Raw genomic sequence first — 13,299 nt, forward strand, 5'->3', positions numbered from 1 at the left:
CAATAAAGTTAGTTTGTCTAGCATCATAAAAATAAAAATTGACGTTTCACGTTGTTTGTTTCGTTTAGTTTTCAAAGTTCAACATCGCGTTTCAGCGACTTTTATAATTTAACATAATATATTGTTTTCGTCAACAAGTTTTTTTGATAACTTGTATCTCTCATTTGCTGACTTCGCCTATTATATAAGCTTTCTCCTTTCAATGCAAGTATTATTCCAAAAAAAATAAGAGAAGGGAAATCCCTACTCTTATTCTTCTGAAGATTCTTCGCTAACTTCCTCTTCTTCTTCATCTCTTTGAGCTTTCGCTACCGTTGCTACTTCTTGCTCAGTTTCCAAACGAATTAATCGAACACCTTGCGTGTTACGTCCCATTTGAGATATTTGGTCAACTGGCATACGGATAATAATACCCGCAGCTGTTATTAACATAATATCTTCTTCACCCGTTACAGATTTAACAGCTACTAACTTACCGTTCTTATCTGTAATATTGCATGTTTTTAGACCTTTACCGCCGCGACTCTGCAAACGATATTCATCAACTGGTGTACGTTTTCCGTAACCATTTTTCGTTACAATTAGAACATTCATATTCTCTTCAACAATTTCCATGCCTACAACTTGATCTTCATCACCTAATGTAATAGCTTTTACACCTGCGGCATTACGTCCCATAGAACGTACATCTTGTTCGTTGAAGCGGATTAACATACCGTTACTTGTTCCAACGATAATATCCTTGTCACCAGATGTTAAGCGTACAGAAATCACTTCATCCTCTTCACGAAGGGAAATTGCAATCAAACCATTCGTACGGATATTCGCAAATGAGGAAAGAGGTGTCCTCTTAGAAATTCCGTATTTTGTTGTAAAGAATAAGTATTGATCATCACCGAATTCACGAATCGGAATAATAGCGTTGATCCACTCACCTTTTTCCACTTCTAACAGGTTAATAATTGGTATACCTTTCGCTGTACGACTATATTCTGGAATTTCATATCCTTTCGTACGGTATACTTTCCCTTTGTTTGTGAAGAATAAAATATGATCATGAGTGGATGTTGTCAATAAATGCTCCACAAAGTCATCATCATTTGTCCCCATTCCTTGTACACCACGTCCCCCGCGATTCTGCGTTTTGTACGTAGACGCTGGTAGTCGTTTAATATAACCGTTATGGGTAAGTGTAATGGCAATGTTTTGCTCAGGAATTAAATCTTCATCCTCAATCGATTCCATACCACCAATTGTAATCTCTGTTCTTCTTTTATCATTAAAGCGTTCTTTTACATCCGTTAATTCTTCACGAATAATTTCAAGAACTTTTTCTTCGTCCGCTAAAATTGCTTGTAATTCAGCAATTAACTTCATTAAGTCTTGATATTCTTGTTCGATTTTTTCACGTTCTAATCCTGTTAAGCGTTGCAGACGCATGTCTAAAATTGCTTGTGCCTGCTTTTCACTTAGACCGAAACGTTCCATCAATCCTTGTTTCGCAATATCCGCAGTTTTTGAACTACGAATTAACGTAATAACTTCATCAAGATGATCTAATGCAATTCGTAATCCTTCTAAAATATGAGCGCGCGCCTCCGCTTTCTCTAACTCATAAGCAGTACGTCTACGAATAACTACCTTTTGATGTTCTAAATAATGATATAAATTTTGTTTTAAGTTTAATACTTGTGGCTCTCCATTCACAAGCGACAACATATTAATACCGAAGCTTGTTTGAAGTGCTGTATGTTTATATAAATTATTTAATAGTACATTTGCATTTGCATCACGGCGTACTTCCATGACAATGCGCATACCATTTCGATCTGATTCATCACGTAAATCTGTAATACCTTCAATTTTCTTATCGCGAACTAATTCCGCAATTTTTTCAATCAATCGAGCTTTGTTAACTTGATAAGGCAGCTCTGTTACAATAATTGCTTGCTTTCCGTTTGTCTTTTCTTCAATCTCAACCTTAGCACGAAGTATAATAGAACCGCGCCCTGTTTCGTAGGCTCTTCGAATTCCACTTCTACCTAAGATTAGACCTGATGTTGGGAAATCTGGTCCTGGAATAAATTCCATTAATTCTGCAATAGTAATGTCAGGATTATGACTTAATGCTAATACACCATCAATTACTTCACCAAGTTGATGAGGCGGAATGTTTGTCGCCATACCAACCGCGATACCTGTTGTACCATTCACTAACAAGTTAGGAAAGCGTGCAGGTAATACAATTGGCTCTCTTTCAGAACCATCGTAGTTATCTTGATAGTCAATTGTATTCTTTGTAATGTCACGTATTAATTCCATCGAAATTTTAGACATTCTTGCCTCTGTATAACGCATCGCTGCCGCTGAATCTCCATCAACAGAACCGAAGTTACCGTGTCCATCAACAAGCATATAACGTTGACTAAAATCTTGTGCCATACGTACCATTGTTTCGTAAACGGCTGAATCACCATGTGGGTGATACTTACCAATTACTTCACCGACAATACGAGCTGACTTCTTATATGCTTTATCAGCAGTAATCCCTAAATCATTCATTGCGTATAAAACCCTGCGATGTACTGGCTTTAATCCATCACGAACATCTGGTAGTGCACGAGATACGATAACACTCATTGCGTAATCTAAAAATGAGGTACGCATTTCATGACTAATATTAATTTCTCGAATTCGTGCTTGTTGTTGATTATCTGACATCAACGAGCACCTCCTCTTACATTTCCGTTACACATACATTGATTTATACGTAGAAGACAGGAATGCTTAGATTCCTGTCATTACTTACTTAAATATCAAGGTTTTTCACGTATTTTGCATTTTCTTGGATAAAGTTACGACGCGGTTCTACTTTATCACCCATTAGAATTTCAAATGTTTCATCCGCTTCAATTGCATCTTGCAGAGAAACTTGAAGTAATGAACGTACTTCTGGATCCATTGTCGTTTCCCATAGCTGAGTTGGATTCATTTCCCCAAGACCTTTGTAACGTTGAATCCCCGGTTTCGGCTGAGCCGGTAATTCTGATAGTATCTTTTCAAGCTCTTTATCATTATAAGCGTATTGAATTTTTTTACCTTGTTGTACTTTAAACAATGGCGGCTGTGCGATATAGATATAGCCGTGCTCAATAATTTGACGCATATAACGATAGAAGAACGTTAATAATAGGGTACGAATATGCGCACCATCGACGTCAGCATCGGTCATAATAATAACTTTATGATAGCGAGCTTTTTCAATATCAAAATCTCCGCCAATGTTCGTACCAATTGCTGTAATAATTGTACGGACTTCATCATTTGATAAAATCTTATCTAAGCGTGCCTTTTCAACGTTAATAATTTTACCTTTTAACGGTAAAATAGCTTGAAAATGACGATCACGTCCTTGTTTTGCCGATCCTCCCGCAGAGTCACCCTCTACGATATAGATTTCACTAATTGCCGGGTCCTTAGAAGAACAATCTGCTAATTTCCCTGGCAAACTAGATACTTCTAATGCACTTTTTCGGCGTGTTAGTTCACGTGCCTTTTTCGCTGCTACACGTGCACGTGCCGCCATTGTTCCCTTATCTACAATTTTACGAGCGACGTTCGGATTCTCAAGTAAAAACTTTTCAAATGCTTCTGAGAATACAGATTCTGTAATCGTTCTCGCTTCACTATTCCCAAGTTTCGTCTTTGTCTGCCCTTCAAACTGTGGATTAGGGTGTTTAATTGAGACAATTGCCGTTAAACCTTCACGTACATCTTCACCTGTTAAGTTACTGTCCGCATCTTTTAAAATATTATTTTTTCGTCCATAATCATTAATTACACGCGTTAAAGCCGTCTTGAAACCAACCTCATGTGTACCGCCTTCATACGTATGAATGTTATTTGTAAACGAATAAATATGATTTGTATAACCTTCGTTATACTGAAGAGAAACTTCAACTTGAATTCCATCTTTTGAACCTTCTACATATACAGGTTCTTCATGAATCGGTTGTTTTGAACGATTTAAATGCTCAACGTACGATTTAATTCCGCCTTCGTAATGAAATTCTTTCTTTTGCTTATTTTCACGTTTATCTTCAATTGTCAATTTAATATTACGATTTAAAAATGCTAACTCACGCATACGTGTTGCTAATGTATCAAATTCATACTCTGTTGTTTCTTTGAAAATTTCCGGATCGGGCTTGAAACGTGTGATTGTTCCTGTACGATCTGTTTCACCGATCACCTTTAAATCTGCAACTGGAATACCACGTTCATATTTTTGATAATGGATTTTTCCATCGCGATGTACAAATACCTCTAATTCTGTTGATAAAGCATTTACGACAGATGCACCAACACCGTGCAAACCACCAGAAACTTTATAGCCGCCGCCGCCAAATTTACCGCCGGCATGAAGAACCGTCATAATAACTTCTACGGCAGGACGTCCCATTTTTTCTTGTATACCAACTGGAATACCACGACCGTCATCTGTTACAACAATGCTATTATCTTCTTCAATACTGACATTAATCTCATCACAATACCCAGCTAAAGCTTCGTCGATACTGTTATCAACAATTTCCCATACAAGGTGATGAAGACCTTTTCCACTTGTAGAACCAATATACATCCCCGGACGCTTTCGAACTGCTTCCAGTCCCTCAAGCACCTGTATCTGACTTTCATCATATGAATTTTCCTGCATTTGCTTTTGTTCCATTGACACAAAGATCACCTACTTTTCCATTTAAACAGAAGTTAATTCCTGTCTATTTCACAATCTACCGTGCCGTTCGTTACATGAATTGTTTTCGCTTGCTTTAATGTTTCGTGCTCAATTCCGTCGACACTCGTCGTTGTCACAAACGTTTGCACTTTTCCTTGAATTGTATTTAACAGATGTGATTGACGATAATCATCTAATTCTGACAGCACATCATCTAATAAGAGAATTGGATATTCCTTAACTTCTGAATAAATCAATTCAATCTCAGCTAATTTTAGGGAAAGTGCGGTTGTTCGTTGCTGTCCTTGCGAACCAAAGACCTGAACATTCTTGTTATTAACGAAGAATTGTAAATCATCACGATGAGGACCAATTAAAGTCGTACCACGGAAAATTTCACGTTGTTTCACAGTTTGAAAACTTTCATAGTATACTTCTTTTATTTTCGACAAGTCCATTGATTCTGATACATCTACACTTGGTTTATAGACGATTTCTAATTCCTCTAATCCTCTACTAATACCACGATGAATAGGAGCTGCCCATTCTTGTAGCAACTGCAAAAACTCAAAACGTTTTCGCAAAATTTTCGTACCGTGTTCAATAAGTTGAAGTGTAAACACATCCAACATTGTTTCCTCATTTTTACTATTCCCTTGCATTTTCTTAAGCAAGTGGTTTCGCTGCGTGAGCACTTTTTGATACTGACTTAATTCATACAAATAGACAGGAGCTATTTGTCCAAGTTCCATATCTAAAAAGCGTCTTCGTACTTGAGGGCTTCCTTTTACAAGATTTAAATCTTCTGGGGCAAACATAACAACATTCATTTCACCAATGTATTGACTCAACTTTTGTTGTTCAAGTTGATTCAATTTTGCCTTTTTCCCTTTTTTAGAAATATTTAATTCTAAAGACAAGGAACTATTTCTCTTTTGTAATCTACCTTTTATTTTACCATACTCCTCATCCCACCGGATAAGTTCACGATCATTCGAAGTTCGATGAGATTTGGCCATCGCTAATACATAAATAGCTTCCATCAAATTCGTTTTCCCTTGTGCGTTTTCACCAATAATGACGTTAACTTTATCCTCAAAGGAAAGATCTAGATGTTCATAATTGCGATAGTTTTTTAATTGTATTTCTGTAATAAACAAAGGGCTCCCCCTTTATGATTGAACTTGAAATGTTCCGTTTCCCGGAATTTCAACAATATCATTTGCATATAACTTTCGGCCTCTTCTATTTTCAGGCTCTTGATTCACGTACACTTCATACTCTTGCAAGAACCATTTCACAGCGCCACCTGTATCAATTACATCAGCTAACTTTAAAAATTGTCCTAGTGTAATGTACTCTGTTGAAATCTTAATACGTTTCATAAAATCGCTCACTTTCTGAAAGTGTTCATTCTTTCATTGTACTAAATAAACTAACATTAGGAAAGTAATACCCTTAAAAGTACATGTTCAAAAAGGAGGATAAAGATAGCCGAGCAGTTCGAGGCGCGGAAGCCAGGAGAGTGCGGAGTGTAGATGGAACTACATGAGTACCGGACTGGCGACGTAACGAAGAAATGCGACAGCTATTTTTCCCAGACTTTTTGAACATCCCCTAAAATCAAATAAGGGTCACTAGCACATTTAAACTAGCAACCCCGACTCTTACTTAGTAAGTACGAACTGGTAAAATTAATTGGATGATGGAATTATCATTTACTGTACGAATTAAGAATGGTCTCATTGCACCAGTAAAGCTAATTTTAATTTCTGTACTGTCTAATGCTTTTAATGCATCCATCATATATTTTGCACTAAAGGAAATTTTTAATTCTTCCCCTTCTATCTTTTCACATTGAACTTCTTCTACTACCTTTCCAATTTCAGGTGAATTTGAAGAAAGCTCTAACATTTGTTGTTCTAACGTTGATAATTTCACAACGTTATTTCGTCCATCTCTTGCTAATAAGGAAGCACGATCAATTGCTTGTAAAAATTCTTTTGTATTCACAAATATATCAGTTTTACTTTCTGCTGGAATTAAACGTGTTGTATCTGGGTAATTACCTTCTAATAATCTAGAGAAGAATAATAAATGCTTAGTTCGGAATAATACTTGATACTCCGTAATAACGATATCCACCATTTCTTCAGATTCATCTAAAATTTTACTTAATTCATTTAAGCTTTTACCAGGAATAACAACATTCGCTTGAAATTCATCAGAAATTGTATGTCCTTCAATCTTTGCTTTACGAAGTGCTAGCCTGTGACTATCTGTTGCAATACAAGTCAACTCACTGTTATATACTTTCCAGTTTACACCTGTCAAGATTGGACGAGTTTCAGAAGTTGAAACAGCAAATACTGTTTGACGAATCATATGTTTTAGTAAATCTGTTGGAATTTTAAACACATGATGTTCTTCAATTTGTGGTAATAAAGGATACTCTGCAGAATCTAAGCCATTTAAATTAAACTCTGATTTCCCAGATTTTATTTTTGTCATAAAATGATTTTCTACAGAAATCTCTACTGTATCTTTTGGTATTTTTTTTACGATCTCACTAAAATATTTTGCTTGTAAAACAATACTTCCTGATTGTGCAATTTCCACGATCTCTTTTCCGTCTTCTTCAACTGGAATAAAAGATTCAATTGAAATATCAGCGTCACTTCCTGTTAAAGTAACACCTTCTTCAGTAGCTACAACTTTAATCCCTGTAAGAATGGGAATTGTTGTACGAGAGGAAATAGCCTTCATTACATCTTGTACACTTCTTACAAGGTAGTCTTTTTGGATTGTAAAACGCATAACGAAAACCTCCGGTAAGTATAAAATTTTATTTATTTAATAAAGATAAAAAATAGTAGTAATAGTAATAGGGCTTGTGGATATGTGGATAACCCTCTTAAAAGGATGTAAAAACAGTCTATCTACATGTGGATAGACTGTGTGTAAAACAAGAGAAGTTATTCACACTATTCAGCTACTACTTTAAAATATCATTAATTTCTTCAACCTGTTTTTGCAATTGCGTATCCGTTTTTAATAGTTTTGAAATCTTTTCATGTGCATGAATGACTGTTGTATGATCACGTCCACCAAATTCCTCGCCAATCTTAGGTAAAGAAGAATCGGTTAGTTCACGTGATAAATACATTGCAATTTGGCGAGGGAACGCAACAGATTTTGTGCGTTTTTTTGCTTTAAAATCCTCTAGTTTAATTTGATAAACATCTCCAACAGCCTTTTGAATATCATAAATAGAAATAATTTTCGGCTTAGAATTGGGAATAATGTCTTTAAGTGCCTCGGCAGCTAAATCTGCATTAATATCTTTATTAATTAAAGATGAATAAGCAACAACTCGAATAAGTGCACCTTCTAATTCCCGGATGTTTGAATCGATTTGATTTGCAATATAGAGCATAACCTCATTTGGGATATCAAGGCCTTCAGCTTTCGCTTTTTTGCGTAAAATTGCAATTCTTGTTTCTAAATCCGGTGGTGTAATATCTGTAATAAGACCCCATTCAAAACGTGAACGAAGGCGGTCCTCTAAAGTTGGGATTTCTTTCGGTGGTCGATCACTTGAAATTACAATTTGTTTGCTTTCTTCATGTAATGCATTAAATGTATGGAAGAACTCTTCTTGTGTTTGTTCTTTTCCAGCAAGGAATTGAATATCATCTATCAATAAGACATCTACATTACGGTATTTATTACGAAAATCGACGGCCTTATTGTCACGAATTGAATTAATAAATTCGTTCGTAAACTTTTCTGATGATAAATAAACAACTTTTGCATTTGGATTATGCTCGATTACATAATGACCAATGGCGTGCATTAAGTGTGTTTTTCCAAGTCCAACGCCCCCGTAAATAAACAGTGGATTATATGCTTTTGCCGGTGCTTCAGCAACCGCTAAGGAAGCTGCGTGTGCAAAACGATTACCAGAGCCGATGACAAATGTATCAAATGTATATTTAGGATTTAACATGCTCTGTGGTAAGTGATTAGATTCATCATTTGTTTTTTTCTTTTTAGCAGGAGGATAGTCAATCTCCTCTTCAGCTTGACTTTGAGGAATAATAAAGCGAATTTCTAGCTTTGCTCCTGTTAAATCGTAAAGTGTTTCTGAAATTAGCTCTGAATAATGAGATTCTAACCAATCACGGGCAAATTCATTTGGAGCCGTAATAGTTAATATATCTTTCTTCAAAGCGTGTGCTTTTGTTGATTTCAACCAGGTTTCATAACTTGGTTTACTGACCTTTTTTTCTAGTTCTTTCAAGGCACTATTCCATAAATCAGAGATATTTTCCAAAGGTGTCCCTCCTTTACAAATATGGTAAAAGAATAAGGTTGTGCAACGATTGTACAACCTTTAAAAAAATAAATGTATATTTATACGAAACGTATTTTAAAACCTAAAAACGTCGTTTGTATACGAAATAGGGTTTTCGACAAAAAAAGCCAATGTGGACAACTGTTTACCCACATGTGATTATAACTGTCCACATGTTATGCACAAATTGTGGATAAAATACATATGTGGAAAACTTGTTCAAGGTGAAAACACAACTATAATATCAAAAAAAAGTAGCTATAGCAATGAATTTCAGAAAGTTATCCACAAAATCAATACCTTGTGGAATAAACTTGTCCACAATACGATATACTGTGTAAAAGTGAAAAAAATTTTTGTGGATATAAAAAACCGAAAAAAACATTATCCACAGGAAAATAAAACATCTGTGAAAAAAATTGTGAATAGGTTCAAAATGAATATTTGATGAAAATTTGGAGAACCATTGACATTTTCCTAGTTGATTAACTATAATTTATAAGACTGTCTTTAACAGATATTCCTCAGGGAGGTGTCATATAATGAAAAGAACTTACCAACCAAATAAACGTAAGCGCAGCAAAGTACATGGTTTCCGCAGCCGTATGAGCACAGCGAACGGACGTAAAGTGCTAGCAGCTCGTCGTCGTAAAGGAAGAAAAGTATTATCTGCGTAGACCACTGATCGTTCAGTGGTCTTTTTTTCTAGTAATAATGAATTTCCGCTGATGAAATACAGGAGTGTCAATTGATATGAAGAAAAAAAATCGTATAAAAAAGAATGATGAATTTCAGGCTGTTTTTCAAAATGGAAAATCGAATGCAAATCGTCAGTTTGTTGTTTACCAGCTTGAAAAGGCAAAACAACCATACTTTCGAATCGGTCTTTCTGTTAGCAAAAAAATAGGAAATGCAGTAGTACGTAATCGAATTAAGCGTATGATTCGCCAATCGATTATAGAATTAAAAGATGAGATAGATTCTGGAAAAGATTTTGTTATAATAGCAAGGAAGCCTTGTGCAGATATGACATACGAACAATTGAAGAAAAGCTTAATTCATGCCTTCAAGCGCTCTGGTATTAAAATAACAAACAAGTAGCGTAGGAAAAGGAAAATGAATTACACTATATACATACCGAAACAAGGAGGAGCAGGCTGTGAAAAAGAAGATAGGCTTACTAGCCATGGTTATTGCTTTAATGGCGATTACTGCAGGCTGTAATGAAGTGAATCAGCCGATTACGCCGAAAAGTACAGGTATTTGGAATGAATATTTCGTATACCCACTTTCTATGCTAATCACGTATTTTGCAAACTTATTTGGTAGTAATTATGGTTTAGCAATTGTTGTCACAACTCTTATCATTCGTTTTGCATTGTTACCATTAATGATTAAGCAGACGAAGAGTACGAAGGCAATGCAAGCGTTACAACCAGAAATGGCGAAGCTGAAAGAGAAATATAGTTCTAAAGATCAAGCGACGCAGCAAAAGCTGCAACAAGAAATGATGCAGTTGTATAGAACACACGGTGTAAATCCATTAGCAGGTTGTTTACCAATATTTGTTCAAATGCCGATTTTATTCGCATTTTACCATGCGATTATGAGAACGGAAGAGATTAGTAAACATACATTCTTATGGTTTGATTTAGGACAGGCAGATCCGTACTATATCCTTCCAGTTGTTGCGGCAATTACAACATTTATTCAGCAAAAGGTTGCTATGGCAGGAACTGTAGGACAAAATCCGCAAATGGCAATGATGCTATGGCTTATGCCAATTATGATTTTAATCTTTGCAATTAACTTCCCGGCAGCATTATCTTTATATTGGGTAGTTGGTAACATCTTTGGTATCGCTCAAATGTATATGATCAAAGGGCCGGAAATTAAGGCTAGTAAGGCAGGAGGATCAAGCAAGTGAGTATAATTACTGCTAAAGGACAAACAGTCGAGCTGGCAGTACAAGATGCTTTAAGACAATTAAATGTTTCAAAAGATCAAGTTGATGTGAATATTATCGACGAGGGCAAGAGAGGATTCTTAGGTTTATTTGGGAATCGTCCTGCCACCGTAGAAATTGTATTGAAGAAGGATCCAATCCATGAAGCTGAACAATATCTACAAAATGTTGTTCAAAGTATGGGGATGGATGTAATGATTACGAAGGTTGTAAAAGGTCGAGAAGTTGAATTTACGATTTCTGGTAAAAATGTTGGTGTTTTAATTGGGAAAAGAGGTCATACATTAAATTCTTTACAATATTTAACAAAACTGGTTGCGAATCGTAGTACAAAACAGTACATCGGTATAACAATTGATGCCGAAAATTATCGTAGTAAGAGAAAAGATACGTTAGAATCGCTCTCTTATCGATTAGCAAAACAGGTAGTTTCTACCAAAAAGAATGTTGTATTAGAGCCAATGCCTTCTTTTGAACGGAAAATTATTCACCAAGCATTATCCAATCATCCAAATATAGTTACAACTTCTGAAGGTAAAGAACCGCATCGACATGTTGTAATATCTTCCAAATAACCGGTAGCTCATTTGAGCTCCGGTTTTTTTATGCGTATATCTTAATCGGTGAATGATAATTTTTTTAACAATCAAGGCTATATTGTAGGGGAAGTAGGTTGTGGATAACTAAAAATCACTAAACTTATCCACTGTGAATAAGTTTAGTGATTTTTACATGAGGACATAATAAAATGAGTTATTATTCTTTTGTAGATAGGTTCATTATGGTATCCTAATAGTTTAGTGAAGAAAAAATCATGTTGAAATAGAGAGAAATAAGCAAGTGAGGTGAAAGGACATGGAATTTGATACAATTGCTGCAATTTCCACAGCACTTGGGGAAGGGGCAATTGCCATTGTTCGAGTAAGTGGAGAAGATGCGATTGAAAAGGTCAATCGCATTTTTAAAGGGAAGGATTTAACGACAGTTCCGTCCCATACGATTCACTACGGTCATATTGTTGATTTAGATAAAGATCAAGTTATTGAAGAAGTCATGGTGTCAATTATGCGAGCACCAAAGACATTTACACGTGAAAATATTGTAGAAATTAATTGTCACGGTGGTCTTGTTTCAGTGAATAAAGTATTACAACTCATTTTGGCCCAGGGAGTACGTTTGGCAGAACCGGGTGAGTTTACAAAGCGTGCATTTTTAAATGGGCGTATCGATTTATCACAAGCTGAGGCTGTAATGGATTTAATTCGTGCGAAGACAGATCGAGCGATGAGCGTGGCGATTAATCAAATGGAAGGACGTCTATCCAAATTAATTGGACGTCTTCGTCAAGAAATTTTAGAAACATTGGCTCATGTAGAAGTGAATATAGATTATCCTGAATATGACGACGTAGAAGAGATGACACACAATATTTTAATTGAAAAGGCTACGAATGTTCGTGGTGAGATTCAAAAGATATTAGAGACATCTAAGCAAGGGAAAATTTTACGAGAAGGTATTGCAACGGCAATCATCGGGAGACCAAATGTTGGAAAGTCCTCACTACTAAATAGCCTTGTTCAAGAGAAAAAAGCGATTGTGACGGATATAGCAGGAACAACACGTGATGTCATTGAAGAATATGTCAATGTGCGTGGTGTACCACTTAAACTAATTGATACAGCAGGAATTCGTGAAACAGAAGATGTTGTTGAACGAATTGGTGTAGAACGCTCAAAAGAAATGATGGGGCAAGCTGATTTAGTTTTAGTTGTAGTAAACTATAGTGAGGTACTGACAAATGAGGATGAAGAATTATTCCGTGCTGTGCAAGGGAAAGACTTTATTGTCATTGTAAATAAAACCGATTTACCAAAGGTAATTGATATGGACCGTGTTACACATTTTGCGGGTAAAAATCGAATTATTACAACGTCTTTAATCGAAGAAAAGGGTATAGATGATCTTGAAAAAGCGATAGCTGATCTATTCTTTGAAGGAGCAATAGAGTCTACAGATATGACTTATGTTTCTAATGCGAGACATATCGGTTTATTAACACAAGCGGAAAAGACAATTGGAGATGCTATTGATGCAATAGAGAACGGTGTTCCAATTGATATGGTTCAAATCGATTTAACAAGAACGTGGGAAATACTTGGTGAAATTACTGGTGACACTGTCCATGAAAGCTTAATTGACCAATTGTTTTCTCAATTTTGTTTAGGCAAATAACATATA

At 35.8% G+C, this 13,299-nt stretch carries 11 protein-coding genes; 5 read left to right on the forward strand and 6 right to left on the reverse strand.

The window, feature by feature from the left end; genetic code table 11:
* Nucleotides 1–249: 249 nt before the first annotated feature.
* The 6 genes from gyrA to dnaA all read right to left on the reverse strand — a co-directional run bounded on the left by gyrA (nucleotide 250) and on the right by dnaA (nucleotide 9,074).
* Nucleotides 250–2,721: a DNA gyrase subunit A gene (gene gyrA / locus AZF08_RS11235; RefSeq protein WP_033673562.1), complete on the reverse strand. Its 2,472-nt coding sequence runs from the start codon at nucleotides 2,719–2,721 to the stop codon at nucleotides 250–252.
* A gap of 88 nt (nucleotides 2,722–2,809) precedes the next feature.
* Nucleotides 2,810–4,732 (reverse strand): DNA topoisomerase (ATP-hydrolyzing) subunit B, encoded by a 1,923-nt coding sequence (gyrB, locus tag AZF08_RS11240; RefSeq protein ID WP_033673559.1) that lies wholly within the window; start codon nucleotides 4,730–4,732, stop codon nucleotides 2,810–2,812.
* Between the two features lie 38 nt (nucleotides 4,733–4,770).
* Nucleotides 4,771–5,898, reverse strand: coding sequence for a DNA replication/repair protein RecF (gene recF / locus AZF08_RS11245; RefSeq protein ID WP_033673558.1), 1,128 nt, complete (start codon nucleotides 5,896–5,898; stop codon nucleotides 4,771–4,773).
* 12 nt (nucleotides 5,899–5,910) lie between these two features.
* Nucleotides 5,911–6,123: a S4 domain-containing protein YaaA gene (yaaA, locus tag AZF08_RS11250; protein WP_033673557.1), complete on the reverse strand. Its 213-nt coding sequence runs from the start codon at nucleotides 6,121–6,123 to the stop codon at nucleotides 5,911–5,913.
* Between the two features lie 286 nt (nucleotides 6,124–6,409).
* On the reverse strand, nucleotides 6,410–7,555 hold the full coding sequence (gene dnaN / locus AZF08_RS11255; protein ID WP_033673556.1) for a DNA polymerase III subunit beta: 1,146 nt from the start codon (nucleotides 7,553–7,555) through the stop codon (nucleotides 6,410–6,412).
* 178 nt (nucleotides 7,556–7,733) lie between these two features.
* Nucleotides 7,734–9,074 (reverse strand): chromosomal replication initiator protein DnaA, encoded by a 1,341-nt coding sequence (gene dnaA / locus AZF08_RS11260; protein ID WP_033673555.1) that lies wholly within the window; start codon nucleotides 9,072–9,074, stop codon nucleotides 7,734–7,736.
* A 563-nt stretch (nucleotides 9,075–9,637) separates the two neighbouring features.
* Here dnaA and rpmH point away from each other — a divergent pair.
* The 5 genes from rpmH to mnmE all read left to right on the forward strand — a co-directional run bounded on the left by rpmH (nucleotide 9,638) and on the right by mnmE (nucleotide 13,293).
* A complete protein-coding gene (rpmH, locus tag AZF08_RS11270) occupies nucleotides 9,638–9,772 on the forward strand; it encodes a 50S ribosomal protein L34 (protein ID WP_000831901.1) in 135 nt (44 codons plus the stop codon).
* Nucleotides 9,773–9,848: 76 nt separating this feature from the next.
* Nucleotides 9,849–10,196: a ribonuclease P protein component gene (rnpA, locus tag AZF08_RS11275; RefSeq protein ID WP_033673553.1), complete on the forward strand. Its 348-nt coding sequence runs from the start codon at nucleotides 9,849–9,851 to the stop codon at nucleotides 10,194–10,196.
* 58 nt (nucleotides 10,197–10,254) lie between these two features.
* A complete protein-coding gene (gene spoIIIJ, locus AZF08_RS11280; RefSeq protein ID WP_033673552.1) occupies nucleotides 10,255–11,022 on the forward strand; it encodes a YidC family membrane integrase SpoIIIJ in 768 nt (255 codons plus the stop codon).
* Nucleotides 11,019–11,636 carry an RNA-binding cell elongation regulator Jag/EloR gene (jag, locus tag AZF08_RS11285; protein ID WP_033673551.1) on the forward strand — a complete coding sequence of 206 codons (618 nt, stop codon included), beginning with the start codon at nucleotides 11,019–11,021 and terminating at the stop codon, nucleotides 11,634–11,636. The genes spoIIIJ and jag overlap by 4 nt, the downstream gene beginning before the upstream one ends.
* Before the next feature lie 280 nt (nucleotides 11,637–11,916).
* The gene (gene mnmE, locus AZF08_RS11290) at nucleotides 11,917–13,293 is read left to right on the forward strand and encodes a tRNA uridine-5-carboxymethylaminomethyl(34) synthesis GTPase MnmE (RefSeq protein WP_033673550.1); all 1,377 of its coding nucleotides are present in this window, start codon (nucleotides 11,917–11,919) and stop codon (nucleotides 13,291–13,293) included.
* Nucleotides 13,294–13,299: the final 6 nt, after the last annotated feature.

Source organism: Bacillus gaemokensis (assembly GCF_001590835.1).
In the GTDB taxonomy this organism is placed as follows: domain Bacteria; phylum Bacillota; class Bacilli; order Bacillales; family Bacillaceae_G; genus Bacillus_A; species Bacillus_A gaemokensis.

Bases quoted from the DNA above. Each gene is read 5' to 3' on its own strand.
- gyrA (WP_033673562.1), bottom strand. From the start codon at position 2,721: ATGTCAGATAATCAACAACAAGCACGAATTCGAGAAATTAATATTAGT.
- gyrB (WP_033673559.1), bottom strand. From the start codon at position 4,732: ATGGAACAAAAGCAAATGCAGGAAAATTCATATGATGAAAGTCAGATA.
- yaaA (WP_033673557.1), bottom strand. From the start codon at position 6,123: ATGAAACGTATTAAGATTTCAACAGAGTACATTACACTAGGACAATTT.
- dnaN (WP_033673556.1), bottom strand. From the start codon at position 7,555: ATGCGTTTTACAATCCAAAAAGACTACCTTGTAAGAAGTGTACAAGAT.
- rpmH (WP_000831901.1), top strand. From the start codon at position 9,638: ATGAAAAGAACTTACCAACCAAATAAACGTAAGCGCAGCAAAGTACAT.
- rnpA (WP_033673553.1), top strand. From the start codon at position 9,849: ATGAAGAAAAAAAATCGTATAAAAAAGAATGATGAATTTCAGGCTGTT.
- mnmE (WP_033673550.1), top strand. From the start codon at position 11,917: ATGGAATTTGATACAATTGCTGCAATTTCCACAGCACTTGGGGAAGGG.